11 protein-coding genes and 1 pseudogene are annotated in these 24958 nt (G+C 47.8%); 5 read left to right on the forward strand and 7 right to left on the reverse strand.

The genetic code is table 11. The features are described from left to right. Positions 1-630, reverse strand: a 630-nt coding sequence (locus Xsze_RS11500; protein ID WP_099139134.1) for a tyrosine-type DNA invertase, incomplete at its 3' end; no start/stop codon positions are given. Between the two features lie 147 nt (positions 631-777). Further along, complete coding sequence (locus tag Xsze_RS11505; protein ID WP_038239039.1) at positions 778-1761, reverse strand: GlxA family transcriptional regulator; 984 nt, start codon at positions 1759-1761, stop codon at positions 778-780. 234 nt (positions 1762-1995) lie between these two features. Between Xsze_RS11505 and Xsze_RS11510 the strand changes: the two genes are divergently transcribed. Then, entirely contained in the window at positions 1996-2469 is a 474-nt protein-coding gene (locus tag Xsze_RS11510; RefSeq protein WP_038239036.1) for a hypothetical protein, read from the forward strand. A gap of 188 nt (positions 2470-2657) precedes the next feature. On the opposite strand, the gene Xsze_RS11515 is transcribed toward Xsze_RS11510, so the two are convergent. The 5 genes from Xsze_RS11515 to Xsze_RS11535 form a co-directional block, all read right to left on the reverse strand. Then, positions 2658-3083 (reverse strand): tail fiber assembly protein, encoded by a 426-nt coding sequence (locus tag Xsze_RS11515; RefSeq protein ID WP_038239033.1) that lies wholly within the window; start codon positions 3081-3083, stop codon positions 2658-2660. A gap of 10 nt (positions 3084-3093) precedes the next feature. Next, positions 3094-3819 carry a tail fiber protein gene (locus tag Xsze_RS22400; protein WP_051462420.1) on the reverse strand — a complete coding sequence of 242 codons (726 nt, stop codon included), beginning with the start codon at positions 3817-3819 and terminating at the stop codon, positions 3094-3096. Positions 3820-4195: 376 nt separating this feature from the next. Next, positions 4196-6334, reverse strand: coding sequence for a type I secretion system permease/ATPase (locus Xsze_RS11525; RefSeq protein WP_038239030.1), 2139 nt, complete (start codon positions 6332-6334; stop codon positions 4196-4198). A gap of 2 nt (positions 6335-6336) precedes the next feature. Beyond that, positions 6337-7698 carry an HlyD family type I secretion periplasmic adaptor subunit gene (locus Xsze_RS11530; RefSeq protein ID WP_051462424.1) on the reverse strand — a complete coding sequence of 454 codons (1362 nt, stop codon included), beginning with the start codon at positions 7696-7698 and terminating at the stop codon, positions 6337-6339. Between the two features lie 10 nt (positions 7699-7708). Next, a complete protein-coding gene (locus Xsze_RS11535) occupies positions 7709-9817 on the reverse strand; it encodes a peptidase domain-containing ABC transporter (RefSeq protein WP_038239024.1) in 2109 nt (702 codons plus the stop codon). A gap of 444 nt (positions 9818-10261) precedes the next feature. On the opposite strand from Xsze_RS11535, the gene rtxH reads away from it, so the two are divergent. The 4 genes and pseudogenes from rtxH to Xsze_RS22740 form a co-directional block, all read left to right on the forward strand. Continuing rightward, positions 10262-10642 (forward strand): protein RtxH, encoded by a 381-nt coding sequence (gene rtxH, locus Xsze_RS11540; RefSeq protein WP_038239069.1) that lies wholly within the window; start codon positions 10262-10264, stop codon positions 10640-10642. Positions 10643-10675: 33 nt separating this feature from the next. Continuing rightward, positions 10676-11137 (forward strand): RTX toxin-activating lysine-acyltransferase RtxC, encoded by a 462-nt coding sequence (rtxC, locus tag Xsze_RS11545; RefSeq protein WP_038239022.1) that lies wholly within the window; start codon positions 10676-10678, stop codon positions 11135-11137. Positions 11138-11163: 26 nt separating this feature from the next. Continuing rightward, entirely contained in the window at positions 11164-24003 is a 12840-nt protein-coding gene (gene rtxA / locus Xsze_RS11550; protein WP_038239020.1) for an MARTX multifunctional-autoprocessing repeats-in-toxin holotoxin RtxA, read from the forward strand. Positions 24004-24169: 166 nt separating this feature from the next. After that, positions 24170-24958: pseudogene (locus Xsze_RS22740) on the forward strand (transposase); the annotation flags it as partial.

The raw sequence follows: 24958 nt of genomic DNA on the forward strand, positions 1-24958 counted from the left end.
GTAAGTTGACAGTTTGGTACTAATTGTTAAGTGTGAGCGTTTTCCTTTTGAATCCCATATTGTCTCAAACCGACCCGCATTACTCGCGGTGTAGCGGACTGTATGGCGGATATTTCTGTGACCCAAATAGTCCTGAATCAAACGGGTGTCGACACCATTGTCTGCCAATGCATAACCACAGGCGTGTCTCAACATGTGCGGATTCGCGCAAATCGATAATTTTGCCTTCAAACTGGTCTGTCGGATGATTTTATACACTTGCTGACGTGACATCCGTTGCCCGTTTCGGGAGAGAAACAGCCAATCCCCCTCTTTTTCTGAAGAAAGGGAGAGTGATCGTTTTTTTGTTAAGTAATTTTGACGTTCTACCAGCCAGTGGCGAAGAAGCTGTACTTCACGCTGCACCATTGGGTGAACGGTGGAAAAGCCATTTTTCAGGCGCTGGACACGCAGGCTACGGCCCTCCAAATCCACATCAGACAGCTTTAGATTCAGTAATTCAGATACGCGAAACCCATGAATAAAACCCATAAAAATCATGCATGTATTTCTATTTGCATGAGTTTGTTTACCTAATTCTCGGAGCAGTATCTCGATTTCAGGTTGGGTCAGATACTTGCGTTTTAGCATGGTATTAGCCTCTATCAGGGGTGAAAAGCCTGCCTTATCATGATTATAGGAATGAACAGGGACAAGCTTAGAATCAGTATAATAAAATCCGTTACCTATTAGTGTTGCTGATTATTTGCAGAGTGCAAAATTGACTGATGAAAAAAACTAAAGATGGTATTTTTGGCGGTACTCTTTCGGGGTCAGCCCATGGCAGCGTTTAAATAATTCTCTGAAGTAACGAATGTCTTCGTAACCCACTTCATGGCTGATTTCTTCGATGGTTTTCTGTGATTTTTCCAACCAGTACTTTGCCTGTGACATGCGGATCTGCTGGATATACTGGATTGGTGTTTTTCCGGTTGCGATTTTAAAGCGGCGTTTCATCTGACGTTCACAGAGATGGATTTTATTGGCCAAGTCTGCAACGGATAAAATTTCAGAGGGAGAAGTGTGCATCCAATCTTGTAATTTATGGATCAGAATATCGCAATGTTGGCGATAAGGGGCAAAACTGATGAGATCTCCCTGATTTTTGCTGTCATTTTCGCCCAACAAGAATTTTGCACATTGCTCTCTGGCATATTGACCGTAAATCAATTCAACGATATTCAACATGCAGCTTCCGCCGCTATAAACATTGGAGATACAAAAACGGTGATTATCGTTGATAACGTTCTTGTCACAATAAAGTGGGATATGAGGAAAGAGTTGTTGGAATTCGGCGGAAAAGTGAGGGTGAATGGTAGCTCCGGTCTGCAATAAGCCTGCCTTGGCAAGCAGAAATGTGCCCGAGCAAATTGAAACAATGGGCACATTTTTTTCATCCATTGCCTTAAGCCATGCAATCATTTCTTGTGAGCAATGCTGCGATCCCCATTCTGGAAATCCCAGCGAGCCGATCAAAATAATATCCGGCTGTCGCCTATAATGAAGGGAATCGTGCAGGGTATTGCGGGCCGTGGGGTCAGGATCCGCAAACAGGTCATTTGCACCGTCCATCATGTGTGGATTGGCTGGAAAGATAACATTGACATGAGGTGCAGCGCTACCAATGGCATTGGCGGCGATAGTGAGGATTTCAATCGGCATGGCGACCGATGTCACTGATGTGCGGGAAAAAACTAAAGCAGTAATAGAGATTTGTTTCATCGTTATTATTCTCTTCCTTAAGAACATGTTGTGTTATGGATCTGTTCTACTAATGGTAAACCCCAAGAAAAATCTCTACTAGGTCAGATAGAGGGGTGTTTGTTCATGTAACTCCTAAGGGTAGGATTATATTTCAATTTAGATATTGCGGGAATGGCAAAGGGGGAGGGGATTAGTATCAGTGCTTATATGTACATTACAATCTGCTTTGAATAGAAATCACTAGGTTGATATATGAAAAAGAGACTTACAGTAGGTGTATTGGCACTATCATTTTGTGGTTATGGCTTGGCAGGAACCAATATCAAAAACGATATCATTGGGATCTGGGCGATGACACCACTAGAAACGGGAAGAGCTAACGTTGTGGAGTTTAAGGAAAATAACGTGACATATCTCTACCCCTTCACATGTCTTCGGAACGGTAAAAAAGTCATCAGCGGGACCTACTATAATGGTGTGACATACGATAATGAAATGGAAAGATCAACGTATTCAATATCAAATGATGTCATCTCAATCACATTCAATGGCGAAAAGAAACCTTATATCTTGCTCAGATTTAAAGGAGTAGAAAAACAAAGGGGTAAAACGATATTGAAGCTATCTGAAGTATATGGACCCATTATTGGTAGCACAAAAACTGAATTTTCGTACACAAAAACAGATAAAATCCAACCTTTATGTGCTCAATTCTTTGATAATTAAACCATGCTGTTTTGGCTAATAGATATTCAATCTTGGTAATTCTCGGGAATTAAACATGCCTGAACGTCCGTGTTCAGGAGCCTGAAAAGTCGGTATTGGATCAGCAACAGCAGAAATCCACAATTGCTACCCTGATACTGATTAACCTAATCAACTAAAATCATGGCACAGAGAGTTTGTCTTGATTGTTATTTAGGGGCTTCGGGCCAATCAATATTGGGTGTTTTTGAGCAATCAATGCGGTTTAGCAGGACATAATATTTTTTCCATTCCATTAGGGTTGATTGTTCTTCATTTGTCGCCATTTTCAAATCGACAGCATATTGCAGCGGTGCTATGGCATTTGATGCTTCAGACATTAAATATTGTTTTTTATGCTCAGCGTGTTGCTGTAATTCATGCAGAGTAGGAGGTGGCGATGGAGGAATATCGTCCCATGCAGGCATTCCATCATTACCCATGACTCTTATTTTATCTGACTGAGGAGTCGTATACTCTTTAAAAACAGTTTCATCAACGTCAATGCCATCATCAGGCCATATACCGGATTTTATATAATCTTGTTTTAAAGCATATGGGTAAAATTCATTATCAGAATATTTATATTTCATCATAATGACTCGATTAATAGCCGATGGCTAGCCACATAGCAGATTGTGTTGTCGGTATATTGGGTAATTCTGCTGCATTGGTGGGGCGCCTCATGGGAATGGCGGCCCATGTTTTGCTATTCATATCGGATGCTAAGTGGAACAGTGAAGTGGACGGACTTGAGACTCCCCACAGTGTTACAAACATACATGATAATTCATTGGGAAAGGGGATGGGAAAATGGGCATCAGCATAAAAATAGCCAACATTTTCCCTGGAAAACCAAGCGGTGCCGTATTGAATAATTCTGCCGTCAGGCATTTTGAACCAATTAGGCCCTGATGTGAAAAATGACATATCCGGTATCTGATTGGGACCATTTCCCACAGTTTTATAAACTATTTCTGATAAACCCAGATTTTTCACAAATTCTTTTTTATCTGGAATATCTCCGCCATTCTGATTTTTTTCTAATCGTGCATTGGCATTGTTATTTGCATTAACTGCATTTTGGTTTGCCATATTTGCTAAATCATAAGCGGCTTTCACCGCCTTTGGTGTTGCTGCGGTGGTTTCGCTGTCACTGCCAAAATCATTATTCAGTACCACAAACCCTTTGTCTTTCAACGTGGCATCGGGATGCCCGCGGCCCAAAGCATGATAGTGAATTGCATCTTTTACATACTTTCGTGTGGGTAAAACGACTAATGTATCTTCGTCTGAAATTTGTGTATCAGGCTTATTATCTTGTGTGCTCATATTATTCCCTCATCTAATCAACAATACTCATTGCTAAATAACATGAAGGCGGGTGACTTCTCCGCCAGTGAACATCAATAAAATGGGTTCATCAATATTGGAGAATACTTTTTGGTTAATTACTGCTGAATATGAATTCCAATCAATTCGTGAAAGGCATGTTTTAATGGCAGGATGGCATAAAATAATAGATGGGGGATCATCCAAATTTATTACTTTACTGATAACGTTGAGTTAGGCTAAATTTGCTATTCAATATAATAGTTTGATATTGCTATAAATCTTAATTTTAAAAAGTCGAAAATCATTTTATCGACGTGCGAAATGACCTTATATATAAAAGGGCAGATCTCTGCCCTATTGTGATAATCAATAATTATTGGGTTTGCTGCTGCCACAGCTGGGCATACAAACCATTTTGTTGCACAAGGGCATCGTGTGTATCTGATTCAGCGATTTTTCCCTGATCCAGCACGAAAATTTTATCGGCATGGCGGATCGTATTCAGCCGATGTGCAATGCTGATGACTGTTCGGTTGCGGCATATTTCATCCATATTGCTCATGATGGCGGCTTCCGATTCATAATCCAAGGCAGAAGTGGCTTCATCAAGGATTAATATCTTGGGATCATTCAACAATGCCCTTGCCAATGCAATGCGTTGCCGCTGCCCGCCGGAAAGGTTATTGCCTTTTTCGCCAACCGGATGGTTGAATTTATGGGGAAACGCGTTGATGAAATCAATGGCACCGGCCAGGGTTGCAGCCCGATACACTTCTTCGTCGCTGGCATTGGGTTTGCATAAACGAATGTTGTCGGCAATGCTGCCGGAAAACAGAATGCTTTCTTGCAAAACAACACTCATGTTACGCCGCAGTGATACCGGAGAAGCAATCGCCAAATCCATGCCGTCAACCAACACCTGACCATGCTGAGGTACATACAGGCGTTGCAGCAATCGGGTCAGTGTACTTTTTCCCGAACCTGACGGCCCGGTGATACCGATAAATTCACCGTCCTTAATCGCCATTGACAGATTAACCAAGACTTCCGGTGTATCAGCATAGTAGCGGAAACGGATATTCCTGAATTCAATCTGGCCGGCAAGTTCAGGGGCGGATACCAATCCCTGCTGGCTGTGCTCCATCGGTTCATCAAGAATATCGCCAACCCGCCGCAAGGCGATGAGGGTATGCTGAAAATCCTGCCAGACTTGAGCCAGCCGCAGGATGGGCTGAGTGACGTGTCCTGCCAGCATATTGAAAGCAATCAATTCACCGGGGGAGAGATCCCCGCTCAAAACTTCCCTGACACCCCACCACAACAGCAATGCGGCAACGAATTTCTGGATGAACGCGATCCCTTGTCCGGCGAATAACCCGCTTTTCTGGGCTGCGAAACGGGAGAGCAGTTGCTGGCTCAATACCTTTTGCCACTGATGCAGAAATCGTTTTTCCGTTGCTGTCGTCTTGATGGTTTCGATGCCGGAAACCGCTTCGGTCAGAAAGCTGGTGGCACTGGCATCAGCTTCGTACTCTTTTTCTACTTTGCGCCGGATGATTGGCCCGACGGTAATCCACAGCAAGAAATAGAGTACCAGCGAACTGAGTACAATCCCGGTCAACAAGGTGGAATAGTGAAACATCACCCCCAAAAACAGAATGATGAAAATCAGGTCAAGCAGCAACATGAGGGTTGAACCCGTCAGAAACTGGCGGATCTGCGCCATTTCCCGGACCCGGGCAATAATCTGCCCTGTCTGGCGTTGCCTGAAATAGGGCAGGGGCAACCCGACCAAGTGGCGATAAAGCCTGCCGGAAAGCTCGGAGTTGATTTGGCTGGCCATGTGCCCGAATACGGTATTGCGCAAGAAACCATACAAGGGTTCAGCCAATGCCAGAGCCAGCATTGCCATTCCGAGGACATGCAGGCTGGAGAGACTCCGCCCGACCAGTACCTTATCAATGACATTTTCAAATAACAGGGGAGCCGCCAGAGCGAAGAGTTGCAACACAATGGCAAACAGGAAAATATCCCGTAACTGATTTTTTTGCCTGAAAATGGACGGATAAAACCAGCTCAGGCCGAATTTAACCTGTTTTTCGGTCAATAACTTATCTGCCACCAGCAGGATCTTGTACCTGTTTGCTTTGCCTTGTTCAATCGGGCGGTGCACCTCATGCTTGCCACTGATGGGATCGAACAGGGTAAATCCATCAGAATGAATTTCTGACAGCACCCACCAGCGTTGCTTCAGTTCAATCAACGCAGGCAAAGGTATGCCCGCCGCCGTATCAGGCACCAGATGGACAAATTTGCTGTGCAGTGCGATGGCATCGGCAGCTTCACGCAACTGCGGATCGGTCAGGGTCAGTGAATCCAGCCCCAGTGCATGTTGAAGCTGCTCAACAGAAGCCCCTTTATGGAATTGTTTGCCAACATGGACAATGCACTCCAAGGCAAAATTGGGCAATGCAGAATCCGTTTCATTGGTAAAGGAAAAATGGTCAGTCATGATTATTTTTCCCTCAAGGCTTCAGATTGATATTCCTGAATCGGGCTGAGCAGATAATCAATGACCCGTCGCTGGTCGGTCTTGATTTCTGCAACGATGGACATGCCGGCCGTAATATCAACGGGCTTCCCATCGACTATGATATTGTTCTGCTTGAGGCTGATTTGTGCCGGAAACACAAGACCCAAGCGTTCATCGGTGGTGGAATCCCGTGAAATGCTGAGCAACGTTCCTTCAATTGTGCCATAGCGGGTGTAGGGGAATGCATCCACTTTGACAGTGACCTGCTGACCGGGGCGAACAAACCCGACATCTTTGTTCAGGATCTGAATTTCAGCCAGTTGAACCTGATTGTCCGGCACAATCACCATTAAATTTTGTGCAGGCTGTAGAACCGCGCCAAGGGTATGGACACTCAGCTGTTGAATGGTGCCGGTAACCGGAGAACGTACAATTTCCAGCTCTTCCCGCTCCTGAACTTTGGATATTTCCTGTTTCAGCACTGCCAATTGCATTTCTGCTTGTTTTCCTTTTTCAAACCATTCCCGCTCTTTTTGTACTTTCAGGCCTTTCAAGCGTTCTTCCAGACTTTTGTATTGGGTCAGCAAGATCCCCAGCTCAGATTTTTGCTGGCTGATCAGCCTTTCAGTTTCCAGGAACTCTTTTTCCTGCTCCAGATATTCGACTTTACTGATGACCTGCTTTTGGCTCAGGGTTTTTCGTGCCTGCAAGCGCTGATAAATATTTTCCCGCAGGTTAATCAGTGAGCGAATATCGCTGTTTCTGGCTTTTTGGGAAGAGAGGTTAACTTCCATTTCAGCATAGATATTCGTGATGACTGAGTCGAACTCCTCCTTTTCGTGGTGGTAATGGGTCAGGATCTTGTTCCGTTTGGCTTCGGGCTGCTGTTGGAAAAGGGGCAGGGAGCTGGGATCATGTTTCCCGAGCAGCGCCTGATAGCGGATCTCTTCTTCCGTCAGATAGTCACGTTGCTCGAGCAAACGGGCAATATCCTGATTGACTCCCAGCGTATGGAGCGTCAGCAGTGGTGTTCCTTTTGCAACATGCTGCCCATTGCCGACATGAATGGCAACGATGCGGCTTTGTTCGTAAGCCTGAATAATCTGGGAGCGGCCAGAGGCAATCAGGCGCCCGGTTGCGGTGGCCTGTACGTCCAATTTTCCCAGACAGGCCCAGAGCAGGGCGACCAGAACACCGATGCTCAGGGTAATGGCAGTATAGCGGGCAAACGGTGAAGGTGGGCGTTGTGATAACGCCAGATGCGTTGGTAAAAAATCATAATCGGGAGAGGGAGTACGGGTACGCAGCCGTTTCATTCCCTTGCGCAATATTGTCTTAGGCATTAAAAAATTCTTAAGCATGGAAAGGTCCTTCTTCTTGTTTTAGTTCCTGTTGCAGCTGCCAGAGTTTTCGGTAGTGTTTTCCCTGTTGGAGAAGCTGGTCATGACTGCCTTGTTCAATGATTTGGCCTTGGTGCAACACGATGATCCGGTCACATTGGCGTATGGTGGATAACCGGTGTGCGATGGTGATGACAGTTCTGCCCCGGGCAATGCTTGCCATATTGGATTGAATAATGGCCTGTGATTCGTCATCCAGTGCACTGGTGGCTTCATCAAGGATCAGAATTCTGGGATCTGACAACAAGGTCCTGGCAATCGCCAACCGCTGCCGCTGACCACCAGACAAAGACTGCCCGCCTTCTGCGATCACAGTGTCATATCCCATCGGCAGTTTAAGGATAAAATCGTGGGCACCGGCCAGTTTTGCCGCTTCAATGATGGCGGATAACGGTGCATCAGGGCATGACTGGGATAAGTTCTCATGCACCGTCTTGTTGAACAGGAAATTTTCCTGCAATACGATGCCTATCTGTTGCCTGATGGATTCAATATCAAGCTGTTGCAAAGGAATGCCATCCAGCATGATGGAGCCATGTTCAGGGGTATAGAGTCGCAGCAATAAACGGGCAAGGGTGCTTTTCCCTGAACCGGAGGTTCCGACAATGCCCACGGTTTCACCTGACCGGATATCCAGCGTGAAATGGTTGATGGCGGGAGGCAAATCAGGCTGATAGCGAAAGACAATATCGGTAAATGAAACGGCTCCCTGCAACGCCACGTGTGCATTGCCTGATTGCTGCTCTGTAGGCAGGTTCAGCATGTCCCCTAGTTTATCAATGGCGATGCGTGAACGGATAAACTGCCCCCAAAGCTGCACCAGTTTAGCCAGAGGCTGCTGGGTATGGCTTACCATCATATTAAACGCAATCAGCTGACCGATGGTCATGTGCAGGGAAAGAACCTCTGACGCCCCCAGCCAGATAATCACGGCGCTGGTGACTTTCTGCAATAACATTACCAGATGGCTGGAACGGTTATCCCATTGCTGTACGGTGTAACTGGTACTGACCATTTTTTCAGTTTGGCTGTCCCAACGACGAATGAAACGGGGTTCCACCGCGAGGCTTTTCAATGTTTCAGCACCGGAGACAGTTTCTGTCAGAAAAGAGGTGTTTATTGCCGCGTGGGTAAATTGTTTTTCCACCGCCTGTTCAATTTTCGGGGTAACCCACCAGGCAAGCAGGGCATAAGCCGGTATCGAAAGCAGGAAAACCAGGGTCAATACACCGGATAGCTGGCTCATGACGTAAATGAAAACAAACATGAACAAAACGTCGATGCATAATGTGAACATGGAGCCGGTTAAAAACTCCCGCACGGTTTCCAGTTCCCGCACCCGCGTTACTATCGCTCCCACCTGACGGGATTTGAAAAACAGCAACGGCAGGCCAAACAGGTGCTGAACCAGTTTCAATCCCAGTTTTATATCAATCCGGTTGGCAGTATGGGCATATTGATATTCACGCAGGCCCCGCAAGAGCACTTCAATCAGCCCCGCAGTGATTAAGCCAAAAATCAGCACATCCAGTGTGGAAAATGCCTGATGGACAAGAACCTTGTCCATGACAACCTGTACCACCAGAGGCGAAATCAGGGCCAATATCTGCAACACAAATGAGAACAACAGAATTTCAGTGAGGTTTTTCTTTTGCCTGACAAACTCAGGAATGAACCAGCGAATATTAAACCGGTTGCTATTTTGTTTTATTTTTATCCACCTGCCACTCCATGAATTGATAAATTCTGCTTTATCCAATATTTCCGGGGCCTCTTGATGAGGGTTCTGGATTAATACCCGTTGCTCATCATATTTTGCCAAAATGAAAGGTTCTCCTTCATTGGTAAATAAAATCGCAGGTAAGGGAATTGAATCTAACCTCTTATTTATAGAGTGTTTATTTTTTATTTTAATATTGCATTCTTTTTTAAGCCTGCTTAACGCAGCATTATAATCATCACAATCACTTAAGATTTTGCTGATGATTGGGGAATGCTCTTTATTAGATATCATTACTATTAATTTTATTAATGATATTATTGTCTTTTCTGTTTTATTCATTAAATTAAATCTATTTTTACAAGAAAATCCTGATTGAAAATGTAACCTGATAAATACTAAGGTGTTTTTAGAGTGAGTGTGTGCAATCCAGTAGAATATTATCTGTTATCGGAGAGCATGTGAAGGTTGGTAATTAGGACAAAATGTAGCGTCTAAACAGACATTTTTCCATTTATATATTGATTTTATCACCTGAATGGATATATTTTTGTCCAATCTAACCGATAATTCACCTAATTTACTCAGGTATATTTTATTTGCCATTTTACATTTGGCTGAGTTTGTTTAATTAAAATCTGCCTAGCTATATGGTTAAATCATAAATGGAGCTGTAATAGACACAGAAATCATTAATGATTTAATAAATTTCATTTAATGTAGCATCAACATTAATCTAACAATTATTTAATAGATAATTTAATGGGTAATTTAATGGATCGTAATATGTCTGAAAAGTTCGTTCAAACCATTTCAAGCGTTAATTATAACAAGGGCGTTTTCTCACTTTATTTCGTTGGTCAAGATCCCAATAAAATGGCGAATGGTGTACTGGCAGAGAACGATCAGGAATTACAATTAAAGCAAGTCATCCATATGCCAGCTTCTGGTTTTATGTATATGGTTTCTATGGTGAAAAGTATGCTTGAAGACCCAAGAATGGAAGCTGAACTCAATAAGCTGATTGCAACCGGTTTTTTGCCAGTGCCAGAACTCAATGAAAATGGAACGGGTGAAAATGGAACAGGTGGAAATGGAACAGATAGTGAAGAACAAACGGCTGAACCTAAAAAACGAGCAACACGCAGCGCTGAAAAATCCAAATAACACCTGCAAAATTTTTCAGGGTGTTGCTAAATCATGATGATCAAACATCAATCAGCAGCACTGAATACGACTGAAATACAGGCCATGATGGGTGGGGTAATGCTGCTTTGTCAGCATTCTCCATTACATCGGCGTTATCTGGTCGCAGAATGGCAACAACGTATTTTGCCGTCATTTCAGCTTAATCAGTTCTGTTATTATGAAGATGAATATAACCGCCCGGTTGCTTTCTGCAATTGGGCTTTTTTGTCTGATGACAGCCGGAATGCAATTCTTGCCGGTGAGCGAGAGATCTCACCAGAAGATTGGCGCTCCGGCCAACATATTTTTTTTCCAGAAATGATTGCGCCTTTCGGACATGCCCGCGATATCGCCCACGATCTCCGTCGTCGGGTGTTTGCTGCATGGAAAGGGCAAAAAGCCTGCACAGTCAGGGGAGTTCTGGATGAGCATAATGACCGCTGCATCCGTCGGATACAGTGGTTTACAGTTTAATTTTTCGGTCAACACCAGGATTATTTATGGGGAAATCATCCAACCGCAGTACAGAATATTTCTTTACCGGTAAATATGAAGATGATAACGATGGGAACACAATACATGCCATAGGTGCGGGCGGTGTTATTAATGCCTATGGCGGCAATGATTACATTGTCGTGGGTTCTATCGGTGCAACAGTGAATACAACATGGGGCCACGATACGGTCGTTGGCAGCGCGGGATATCTGAATATCAATGATACCAGTGGCTCCCTGATGGTAAAAGGCGGTTCCGGGTATACTTCCATTAATAAAACCCATAACGGCACAATAGAATTTGCAGGCGCTGCCGGTGGGTTGAGCATCGATCACACAGGGGCTAATGGTGATATCAATTACTCCGGTGTTTCTGGCTACAACGGTTTCTCACGCAAAGGTGAGCGCGGGAATATCCGGTTTTCCGGCGCCGGTGTCTATAACAGTCTGTACTCTGATGTCACACACGGCGATATCCATCTCTCAGGCGCGGGCGGTTACAACCAAATTACCCGCAAAGGCACTGACGACGATTTCAGCGGCGAAGGGATGGAATATGCCCACGCTGAAGACGTTGTCCTGAAAAATTCCACCATGAGCGGAACATGGATCGGGAGCAACCATCAGGTCACCGGCATCAAGTCAGAGCGGGAGCCGAATACGTATCTGTTTGCATTTGCAGACGAGATGTATACCAAAATCAATAAAGTCCAGCTTCGCAACGATCCGGAAACCGGCCGGCTGAAATATTACACCACCTCTTGGTATAAAGAGGGCAATCAGCTGAAGGACCTTGGAAAACAGGATATCTCGGCACAGGGCGGCTTCGTGGGGATTGAGATTGATGGTGCCTATACCCTGTCAAATCTGACCGTTGAACGCCGGCAATCTGTCACGTTCCATGCGGTTGAGAATACCCTGACGGAAAACGATTGGAAGACGTATGGTGGTGGCATCAAAATTAATGCGTCAGATATCACTCTGTCAGATGCCAAGATGGGGGGATATGCGATTTACGAAGACGGAACTACCGTCGATGTTAACGCGGTGAAATCCAACCGGATGCCAAACACTTATGTGTATGCCAAGAAACTGGGGATATACACAAAAATTGTTGCAGTGGAACTGAGGAACGATCCAAACACAGGAATACTGCAATATATCGCCCGCCCTTGGTACAAGGAGGGGGATTACACGGCAGATGTGGCAAACGAAAATATTTCCGCCGCCAACGGTTATCACAATATGGGAACTGGCAGTTATTCGCTGAGTGATCTTCATTACCGCGCCAATACCGTGCGTTCCTCTTTTGTCCAGGTTGCTGACATGCACGAATACAGCGACTCAGATTTATTTAAACCCGCGACGAGCGACGAAGAGAGTTCCGGTGATGTCCGCTATGAAGGGGTGGGTGGCGGTAACGTCATCAAATCCAATGTCACCCGCGGGAATGTGTATTTCGATGGTGCCGGCATTGCCAATATCATTGAACACAGTTCTAAGTTCGGTAACACCGAATTCAATGGCGCTGGCGGTGCAAACGTCATCATCAAAAAAGGCAAAGAAGGGAACCTGAAGTTTAATGGTGCCGGTATCGCCAATGTCCTGCTGCATCAAGGGGAGAGCGGTGACATGGATGTCAATGCCGGCGGAGCCGCCAATATATTGGTTCGCGTTGGTGATGGCCGCTATCTTGCCCATCTTCTGGCCGTCGGCAACATTTCCGTTCATAAAGGAAATGGCAACAGCCATGTCACAATGGGTGGCGGTTTCAATACCCATACCCAAATCGGCAATGGTGATGCTGTCTGGTCCGGCATCGGTGGTGCCAATGTCCTGACCCAAATGGGGGAAGGCAATATCGCCTCCATCTTGGCAGGTGGGGCAAATATCCTGACCAAAATGGGGAATGGTCATCTGGAGTCCGCCATGTTTGGCGGTGCCAATATTATTACCCATATCAGCGATGCTGCTGATTCTTCCGATCCACACGCCCGCCACTCGGATACTTCAGCGATCGCCTTGGGTGGTGCCAATATTCTGACCAAGAAAGGCAAGGGTAATGTACAGGCCGTCATGGGTGGTGGTGCCAACGTTCTGACACATGTCGGCGATGGCAAAACGACCGGGATACTGTTGGGTGGCGCGAATATCCTGACCAAAGTCGGCAATGGCGATACCACTGGCATTATGCTGGGTCTGGGTAATGTACTGACTCATGTGGGGAACGGCCAAACGCTGGGCGTCATGGGTGCGGCAGGTAACATCTTCACTAAAGTGGGCGATGGAACAACGATCGCAGCGATGGTGGGCGCCGGCAATATTTTCACTCATGTGGGTGAAGGAAATGCTTGGGCGTTAATGGGCGGTGCAGGAAATATCTTCACCAAAGTCGGCAATGGTGATGCGCTGGCACTGATGCTGGCATTCGGCAACGTGTACACCCATATTGGCGATGGCACAAGCGTTGCCCTGATGATCGCCAAAGGCAATATTGCCACCAAGGTTGGCAATGGAGATGCATTGTCTGCCATGATCGGCAAAGGCAACATTTTTACCCAGATTGGCCATGGTTCTACTTTTGCCGCCATGATCGGCGGGGCAAATGTCATGACCAAAGTCGGGAATAGCCTGACAGCCGCCTTGATGGTAGGCAAGGCCAATATTTACACCCATGTCGGAGAAGGCACCAGCATCGGTTTATTTGCCGGTACAGCCAATATCATGACCAAAGTGGGCGACGGGACAACGCTGGCCGCCATGTTCGGCAAAGCCAATATCATGACTCACGTTGGTGATGGCCTGACGGGCGTTCTGGCCTTGGGCAAAGCCAATATTGTCACGAAAGTCGGCAATGATTTCACGGGCGTCATCGCCGCCTCTGAAGCCAATGTCATTACTCATATCGGTGATGGCACAACGGCTGCCTTGCTATCCGGCAAAGGCAATATTCTGACCAAAGTCGGTGACGGAACCACGGTCGGTTTGTTGATCTCGAAAATCGGCAACATCATGACCCACATGGGTGATGGTACAACTGTCGGGTTCGCAAAAGGTGAAGCTAACATCATCACCAAAGTGGGGGATGGCACAGGGATCAATGCCGTTTGGGGCAAAGCCAATGTGATAACGCATTATGGTGATGGCGATCGCTATAACTTTGCCAAAGGTGAAGCCAATATCCTGACCAAAATCGGTGATGGGCAGGAAATCACCGTTGCGCAGGGGCAGGCCAACATCATCACGCATGTAGGTAATGGCGATGATTACACGGGAGCCTGGGGTAAAGCCAACATCATCACCAAAGTGGGCAATGGCCGCAACGCGGTACTTGCCAAAGGTGATGCCAATATCGTGACCCAAATCGGCGACGGGGATGGCCTCAATGCGCTGTGGAGTCAGGGCAATATTGTCACCAAAGTGGGTGACGGCATGCAAATTACCGCTGCCAAGGGCAAAGGCAATATCACGACTACCGTGGGCAATGGCCTGAGCGTAACTGCCGCTCACGGCGATTTGAACATCAATACCAAAGTCGGTGATGGTGTTTCAGTCAACGTGGCCTGGGGCAAATTCAACGTCAATACCCGCGTTGGTGACGGCCTGAATGTTTCTGTCATGAAAGGCAAGGGCAATGCCAATATCCGTGTGGGTGATGGTTTGAACATCAACGCCTCTTATGCCCGCAATAACGTGGCAATTCAAGTGGGGAACGGCGATTTTTACAGCCTTGCGGTGGCAGAAAGCAATACTGGAAGCAATAAATTAAGTGCCTTGTTCGATAACGTTAAGCAGACGCTGCTTGGCAGTGCGGGCAGTCAGGGCATTAATTATCTGGTGAATGGCGATGAAGGCAATACATCAGGTACCCATAAAGGGCGTGGTGCCATTGATCTGGCTGAAGTTTCTTCATTGAATGGCTTTAAACTGACCGAAATGGATCAGGTCACCTCTGATTTGCAAAATGACCTGAAAGGCGCGGTGTCGGAGGTTCATGCCCCGGATACTGATGGCATTGAAAATACGCTGGGCAATGAAAAGCGCCTGAATTCAACCCCGTCACGCAACTTGGTCGTCAATGGCGATTTTGAAAAAGGGGCTGAGGGATGGATGCACACCAATGGCATTGAAGCCAGCCATTCCGCTCAGGCATACGGACTGAGTGCCGAAGGGCATGGTGAACGGGTCAGTGAGCTTGATGTCAGCGGCAACACTCATCTCTATCAGGATATTCAGGATCTGATCGCAGGCGAAGAAATTGTTGTTAAGTTCGATTTTGCCAGACGTACCGGCAGTTCTGCGGATAACGGCTTGGAAGTCTGGTGGAATGGTGAGGTTGTTTTTGCCGAGGCCAATGGCCGCTCTGAGTGGAAAAACCAGACCCTGACGTTAACGGCCAAGGCCGGCAGCAACCGGCTGGAGTTTTCCGGGATCGGCTTGAATGACGGGTTGGGCTATGTTCTGGATAACGTCGTGGCAACCTCTGAACGTGCAGAAAGCCACATTGCTGACGCTGTGAAGCAGGATAAAGCAGCACAGAATGCCTTGCAGGATAAGGCACAGGCGGAAGCTGATCGCCAGCGTCTGGAGCAAGAAAAAGAGAAACAACTGGCCGCCATCTCCGCAACTCAGGCTCAACTGGAAAATACCGACCTTGACGCCCTGAATGCGAACGGGCAATCCCAGCGTGATGCCATAGCGCAAGAAGCTCAGGCGGTAACTGATGAACTGATGGCGAAAGCCAAGGGGCTGGAGGCGCTGAACAGCTATGGGACATACAACGGGGCATCAGGTGAACAATCACGCAATCAATTTGCGGGTGGATTCCTGGCGCGTGTCCAGACCCAACTGGATGGCTCAAGCGAAACCGCACAGAAGCAGCTTGATGATTCACAACAAGCCGCAGCAGGCCGCCTGAACGATATTAAAGACGCGATAAACCAATCAGAAACGGGTGTCCTCAACAGTGAACAACACCGTCGGAGTGTCAGGCAGGATATTGACAAAACGCGGGTCTCAGCTGAGTTCAGGAAGCAGGAAGCCATCAGCCAACAGCACAAGGCTGAACAGGCAAAACGTGACGGCAACGCCGCAGTACAGAAAGCAGAACAACGTGGTCAGCAAGATATTTCTGCGGCGAACAGCAAAACCGCCCAGGTACAAAACAATGCACAGGGTACAAAACTTGATGCCAACTATAAACCCAGCCGGACAGGTGCTCAGGGCAGTGGGTTATCAGGCAAGGAACTGACTGACAGCCACAGTGCAGATCTTGGGTTGGCACCTGAATCAGATTCTGACTTACAGGTTGAATTCCCTGAGCCGACTGACAGCGGATTTCACGTGGAATTGCAGTTCATCGATGAAGATCTGAACGAACTCAGCGATGCAAAAGCTGCGTTAAATCGTTTGCAGATCAATGCAGGCATGCGAATGAAAGCGAGGACGGAAAACGTTTCAACGGACTCCTCCCAGACGTCTGCTGGCACTGAAACGCCAGTTCATCAACCTGTCAGCAATGTGGTTCCTACGTCATCGGCTGAAATCAGCAGAGAAACTCCGAAAATTTCAGGACTGGATCTCACTGGATTGCGGGCTTTGGGGGAAGAACTTTCTTCGTCGGTTGCCCAACCGGATTCAGCGGATCAAACTGACACTGCATCTGGCGCGGCCGTTCGGGCTCAGAAAGTCGCTGAGGTTTACCGCTGGTTGGACAGCGGTAATGACATTGCCACCGAGAAATATATTCCAGTACCGGGATTTGAGCGTGTAGATGCGGATATCCCTGAGCATCTCAGGCAAAAAATGGTGACTTTTGTTGAAGGTTACCTGGATGACCCGGAAAACAGTATCCCGAAAGATCAGACGGCTTCACTGGCGAAATTGTTTGTCGATGCCACCATTGATTATGACTGGGACAAGCGGGTCGAATTCGTTTCCAAGCTTGAGCATTATGGCTACAGCTTTGAACCGGTTCACGGCGATAAAAGCATCGTATCGTTCTGGTCGGGCAGAAACTTCAAACAGTACCGTGACATCCTTAACGCAGCCCAGCCTGATGGCAAAAAAGTGGTTTACGATATTGATGTAAAAGGTAACGCTTTTGCCATTAATATGAACAAAACTCTGATGCGTTGGGGAGGAATGAACCTCGATTCTGACGTTGCTGAACAAAAAGCGTTGCAGTCGCTTATTAATGCCTCTGCCCGCAGCAATACCGGTTTCTGGAGTTCCCTCTACGCCACGGGATCGCGCGATGATGTGTATGTCATTGCGGAAGGGGGATTGCGTCTTGGCAACTACTTCTGGAATGTCGAACTGCCGGTATTGCGCCAATTACAGCGTGAAGGATTGGTGGGTGAAATTCGCCTGCTGGATAAAGCACCTAAAGAGTATCAAGGTGTACCGCCTGAATCCATCGGCCGCCGGTTGACAGAAGCGGGGGTTTCAGTCAAGGCGCGTTTTGATTCCCTCAGTCTTGGCGAACAGGAAAGGTTGCTGGCCTTGAATCCTGCGGGATATAAAGCGGATACTCTGATTGATCTGGATATCAAAACCAGTGCCATAGACAGCCTGCTCAATCAGGCCTTGCCATTCTATGGATTGCGTACAGAACGCAATTTGCTGGTACATCATTTGGATGATGAAGTCTTTAAAGTCCGTCCTTGGCCAGGCAGTGACGATGATGAATTCAAGGCGATTATTCTGAAGGATTTGAATGACATCGCCCAAATCAAAACCATTGAGCGTTTTATTCTTGCCAACTATGACAACTACGATCAACTGCCGGAATTTCTGATTCTGTTGGACGATCGCATTATTTCCCACGATTACGGACGTACCCGTATTCTGGCTGAAAAAACAGACGGAAGCTGGAGTTATAAGCCGGAAACAAACCTGATGTCGGCGGGAGAATTGCAGGAAGCGGCTTACGTTAAGGGCAAAATTCTGGGTGACAGTTACCGCAATGTACTGGATGCGCTCAAAGATTACGAAAACACCCTGCAAAACAGCAAAGACTATGCTCCGGAAGTGGTAGAAAAACTGACCCATTTGCAACATCAGGTTGACGGCTATCTGTTGGGGCATCCTGATTCAGCCCGTATTCCTGCTCTGAAAAACCTGCTGTCGCAGATTAATGTGCGCATGGATGAATCTCTGGTACTGTCAGAGCCGACACTGCAAAGTGCGGGCAAAGGCAGTTTCAGCGAGCTTTACAGCAAATTGGGCAATGCCAACCTCAAAGGCTCTAAACATCTTTACCTTGATGAACAAGGGGATTTTGTGACGCGTGGCAAATCGAATATCCAGATTGCCATGAAAGCAGAAAGCGCGGAAAAAGCAGTTGAACAGCTCAAAGCGGCCGTGACCAAAGAATATGGTCAGTCGGTGGCAGAGACTGTTTTTGCCGACCTGCAACCCCGTGATTTGGCGAAAGATGGAAAAGGCGTTGATATCTCCGGCTTGAAAAAAATACATCAAGCGATTGAACAACAGCTGTCGCCAATCAGCGCGACCTTATTTGTCTGGAAACCCAGCGATCACAGCCAATTGGGGCATGCGGCACTGCAAATTGGTCAGGGCCGGGTGCAGATAAGCGCAGAAGATGCGGGGGATTTTAACAAGAAAAATTACGTGAGCTGGTGGCCTCAAGGGGGCAAATCTTCCAACCCCCGCCATATTTTCAATGTCTCCACTGCACAGTATCCGGATTTAAGGATACGCTGGCGTGATCTCAGCCAGCCTGCGACTCACCATAGGTTACTGGAACAGGATATTTCTTCTGAAGAGGCAGACAACTTTGGCTTGCACGATGGCACCCGGAAACTGGAAATATTCCTTGAAAAACTTCAGATAGCCAAAGGCGTTGACGCGAAATTCGAGCAAGTCAGTGAAGGCTTTGCCATGGCTGCACTGGAGAATCCTGATCTTCTGCAATCTGCCGGCATACCTGAGCCTATCTACCGACCGTTTATGCAACAGTGGGAAGATGGCAGCATGGATAAGCTTGATGTGGGCAAAAATTTTGCCGAATCCCTGCGTAATGCAGCGAAACAAACACCAGAATTGTCTGAAAAACGTATTACCAATGTGATCCGCAAGTTCGCTGAACATGAACTGAATAATATTCAGGATTTCAAAGCCAGCGAAGGAGAAGAGGGGCGCGTTTTCCGCATCAATCTGAGCGGATTGGATATGGCAGCGATGCAAATGGAATGGCAAAAAATCAGCCAGAATCCAGATGCCCGCTACCAATTGCTGACAGATAACTGTTCCAGTATCGTGGCTCGCGTTCTTAAAGCGGGTGGCGCGGATAAAGTCCTCGGTTCTTCATGGCGCCCTAAATTTGGTGTCTGGACGCCAACTGAACTGTTCAATTTGGGGCAGGCATTACAGAAAGCCCAAATTGAACAAATTGAAACCGGCGCCAAGAAACCTCATCAACTTGCTGATGAAGAGCTGCTGGCGTTGGAACATGGCGATAAAACTGACACGCTGCCGGAAAAAGTGGCCATTGACAACGATGGTACACCTCCCCGTGACAGTGAGTCGTTTAACCCGGTAACCCGGTTCCTGAACAATGAACTTTACGGTGCCAAAGAAAACCGCCGCAAGGTGGATGAAAGCACCCAGATCATTCTGGATGCGGCAGTGGCTGACGGCGCTGCGGATAAAGTCACGTTGAGAGGGGAAACCGGCCGCCTGACAGGGTATTACTATAACGGCACCAACAATAATGATGCCAGCAGTAACGGACAAAACGCAGAAGGCGCTGAACAAAAGCCTGATCATAATCCGGCGAAAAAAGTGGTGCTGTTCATCCACGGCTCCGGTTCATCAGTGGAAGAACAATCCAGTGTGATCCAAAGCCATTATCAAAAGCAGGGTGTCGATATGCTGGCGGTGAACATGCGGGGTTACGGCTCCAGTGATGGCCGTCCCAGTGAAAAAGGTCTGTATCAGGATGCCCGCACCATGTTCCAATACTTGGTCAATGATCGCGGTATCAAGCCGGAAAATATCATTATCCATGGTTATTCCCTGGGTGGGGCTGTTGCCGCCAATCTTGCCCGTCATGCGCAGCAAAATGGTCAGGCCGTTTCAGGGTTATTGCTCGACAGACCAATGCCAAGCATGACCAAAGCGATTACAGCCCACGAAGTACCAAATCCTGCGGGGCTGACAGGAATCTTGACGAAAGCGGTCAATGGCCAGTACTCGGTGGAGAAAAACCTGCAAGGCATCTCTAAACAGACTCCGATTATGCTGCTGACCGATAACGAAGGCTTGGGAAATGCCGGTGAAACCCTGCGTGCCAAACTCATTGCCGATGGCTATCAGGTATCCGGTGAGCAGACCCTCTACGGCCATGAAGCCAGCAATCGGTTGATGAGCCAATATGCCGAGCAGATTGTTTCAGGTCTTGGTTCATCTGAGATAAAAATGCCGCTCAACGACGATGCTCCGAACAGCGTTAACCGCGTTGTGCACAATCAAGATGTGGGATCGTGGGAGCGCATGACTGTGGTTCCGCAAGCGGAGGGCAGTGATAGCCGCTTTAACGGCCAAATCATTATCCAGACCGAAAATGATCCGGTTGCGGCAAAAGCGGCTGCGAGTCTGGCAAGTAAACATGCTGATTCCAGCGTGATTGTTCAGCTTGATGCCAATGGGCAATATCGTGTGGTGTATGGTGACCTGACGGCGCTGTCTGACAAATTGCAGTCCGGCAAATTGCGCTGGCAGGTTATCGGGCACGGGCGTGAAGGGGCGTTGCAAGACGATATGCACGATGACACGCGCAGAAATTACACACGCATCAGTGGATACAGTGCAGATGAGCTGGCCCTGAAACTGAAACAGTTCAGTACTGATTTCAAATCCCTTGGTGCACCGGATCACATCAGCCTCGTCGGTTGTTCCTTGATAAGCAATGACAAGCGTGACGGATTTGCCCGCCACTTTATTTCAGCGCTGGATGGGCAAGGAATTCGCACGACAGTCTCGGCACGCAGCAGTGAAGTTGCAGTGGACAGCGTTGGGCGCAAATACACGAAAGATGCACAGAAGCAATGGGTCCACAAACTCACGGATAATAAAATTGTGCTGGGCTGGAATGATAAGGGCGAAGTGGAAAGCCACTCCGAGCATGTTCGCCGTGGCATTTCTGAAAATGACATCACCTTGTCACGCGTGGGACAAACAGAGGTTGATGCAAAAGCCAAAGGCGCTATCGCTGATAATGCAGAAACATTCCATGCCCCGCATCCGCGCCGTGACAACGGCGCGGATGCGGATAATGTAGTGGCTTCATCGGCCTCAAACAGGCAATTGAGTTATGCCGGCAATATTCAGCTGCAATTGGGTAATGGCGAATTTACCGCCGTCAACTGGGGAACCTCGAATGTAGGCATCAAAGTCGGCACGGGTGGCTTCAAGTCTCTGGCCTTTGGTGACAATAACGTCATGGTTCACATCGGCGACGGTGACAGCAATCACAGTGTCAATATTGCGGGATATCAGGCATTGGAAGGCGCGCAACTGTTTGTCGGCAACCGGAATGTCAGCTTCAATCTGGGACGCAGTAACGATTTGATTGTGATGCTGGAAAAATCCATTCCGACTCCGCCGCTGGTCAACCCATTTGATGGGGCTGCCCGCATTTCCGGTGTCTTGCAAAACATCGCTGGATCGTATGATTCACCGGATTGGCTGACGGCACAAAATCAGCAGTGGACGCTGGAAAGTGCGAAAAAATATGTCAGTGATTTGTCCGGCCTGGATTTGAGCAGCAGTGTGGATTACAGCACTCTGACTGAGCTGGATTCTCAAAATGAGCGCAGCAGCCGTGGCTTGAAAAGTGATCTGGAAAGCACACTGAACAAGAAATACAACCAATGGCTGGGAGGAAACGGCAACACCCCTGAACTGGGTAAAGTCAGCCGGGCGGATAAATTCCGTCAGGCGAATGAAAAGCTGGCCTTCAACTTCGTGGTTGGCGGACAGGGAGCGGATATTCAAGTCACAACCGGCAACTGGAACTTTATGTTTGGTGACAACATCCTATCGATTCTGGATACCAATCTGGGTTCACTGTTCGGTCTAATGACGCAGCAATATACTTCCACGGGCATGGCGAAAACGACGTTTACCTTTAGCCCGACGGATTTACCGCGCCAGATCAAAAATAAACTGTTGGGCAATCTGGCTGGTGTCAGCGGGGATACCACACTGGCAGATATTTTTGGCGTGGATTACACCCCGAATGGCGGCATTGTCTCCCGTTCAGGCCAGCCGGTTGATGGCGTTGCCATTTTGCGTGAAATGCTGGAGATCATTGGCGAATTCAGCGGCTCTCAACTGAGCGCCTTCACTGATCCGAAAAAATTGCTTGAGAGTTTGAAAGCCGGGTTGGATATGGGTGCCGATGGCGTGAAATCCTTTGCTGAAAGCCATGGACTGAAAGCAAAGGCACCTGATGAAAATCAGGCTGAGTCAGCTTCCGCCAATACTGTCACCATTGATAAGCCCGCCACGAGAGCGGAAGAGCCGCAGTCCGAGCGTGCCTTTGGATTGAATTCGCTGAACTTGCCGAACCTGTTTGCAACCCTGTTCCATCAGGATAAGCAAACGGAGATGGCATCTCTGGTAACCAATCTGAAAGAAAACCTGACCGCAGATTTGCTGAACATGCAGGACAAAACCTTCGATTTCCTGCGCAATAGCGGGCATCTGCGAGGCGATGGGGATATTCACGTTTCCCTCGGCAACTACAACTTTAACTGGGGTGGTGACGGGAAAGATCTGGGTGCCTATCTGGGGGATAACAACAACTTCTGGGGCGGCCGTGGTGATGACGTCTTCTATTCTGTCGGCACTTCAAACATTTTCACCGGAGGTGAAGGTGATGATGTGGGTGTCCTGATGGGGCGTGAGAATTTCATGTTTGGTGGTGCGGGCAATGATGTCGCTGTATTGGCCGGACGCATTAATTACGCCTACATGGGAGACGGCAATGATCAGGTCTTTGCCTTCGGTGAAGGCGGTGTGATTGATGGGGGCAAGGGACGTGATTACATCGTGGCATCCGGCAATTTCAACCGCATTGCGGCGGGAGAAGATCAAGACTACGTCGTGACCATTGGCAACAACAATCAGGTTGATTTGGGAGAAGGCAACGACTTTGCCACCATATTCGGCAACGGTAACCGGATTGACGGCAATGCGGGCAATAACGCCATCAAACTGATGGGTTATCACGCTGTCATCAACGGTGGGACGGGCAACGATCATCTGATTGCCGATGCCGTATCCAAATTCAGCCAATTCAGTGGCGGTGCGGGTGATAACCTGTTCGTGCTGGGCGGGTATCAAAACCGCTTTAAAGGTGGCACGGGCGTGAACAGTTATGTCGTCAGCGGCGCTGTGATTGATAACGTGGTTGAAGATATCAAACAAGGTGACAAGATTATTTTCAACGACATCAACTGGAAAAACCTGTGGTTCCAGCGCAGCGGTTATGATTTGGTATTGCTGACACACCGCAATATCAGTGACGGCTCGGCACAAGGGCAGTTCGAAGCAATGGGATCTGTCACTTTCAATGACTACTTCAATGGTCACCGTGCGGATATCATCACCCTAATGGGCGATAAAGATGCACAAGGAGAGCGTGAATATACTGTCCTTTCAGACAATGCGGTGGATTCCTTGGTTCAGGCCATGAGTGGTTTTGCCCCTGATATGGGGGACAGCGGATTTATTGATTCGCTCGATAACCAAACTCAATCTGCTATCGTGACCGCATGGTCTGATACAACAAATGGGAAATCCAGGCTCGCCTGAAGCCTAAGATAGCTGGCTGGATTTTTATTTGATATTGACTTTAACACATATTGACATTAATGCAGTGGCCCGCAATAGCGGGCCATTCAGATTATTGACAAAGTGCTGGTTTTTTATCCGGTACTTTGCTTTAATCAAATTCCGTTCACCCGACGGAGCTGCCGCCATGTTAAGAGTTCCCTCTCCCCAGACGTTTCCGCCCGAAACACTCTCACTTGATGACCTCGTCCCCCAAAACCATCTGGTTCGCAAAGTCGATGCCGCCCTTGATTTCGAATTTATCCGAGATTTAGTCGCCCCGTTGTATTGCCAAAATAATGGCCGTCCGGCTATCGATCCGGTGATGCTGATTAAAATGATGTTACTGGGCTATTTATTTGGGATCCCCAGTGAACGCCGGTTGGTTCAGGAGATCCAGGTGAATATGGCCTACCGCTGGTTTTTGCGGCTGGGGTTGACTGAAAAAGTCCCTGATGCCTCTACCCTCAGCCAAAATCGGCGACGTCGCTTCAACCACTCCGAGGTGTTCCAGTCCATTTTTGACAATATTGTCGAACAGGCTATCCGCCGCGGTTTGGTGGGCGGCCGGGTGCTCTATACGGACAGTACCCATCTGAAAGCCAGTGCCAATCCCCATAAAACTGAGCGCCTCCAGCGTCCTGTTCTTCCGGGCGCCTATCTGGACGAGTTGGAACAGGCCGTAAGTGAAGACCGGGCTCAATCCGGAAAAAAAAGTTGACGCCAACCCACAAGGAACGGCAAAAACAGATAAAAGTCAGTACGACTGACCCGGAAAGCGGTTTTATGCACCGGACGAACAAACCGACAGGATTTTTCTATCTCGACCACCGTACCGTGGACGGGAAAGCCAATATTATCATGGATACTTACGCCACCGCAGGCAATGTCCATGACAGCCAGCCGTTGATTGGGCGTCTGAAACGTCAGTTGGCCC

Source organism: Xenorhabdus szentirmaii DSM 16338 (genome assembly GCF_002632585.1).
GTDB lineage: Bacteria > Pseudomonadota > Gammaproteobacteria > Enterobacterales > Enterobacteriaceae > Xenorhabdus > Xenorhabdus szentirmaii.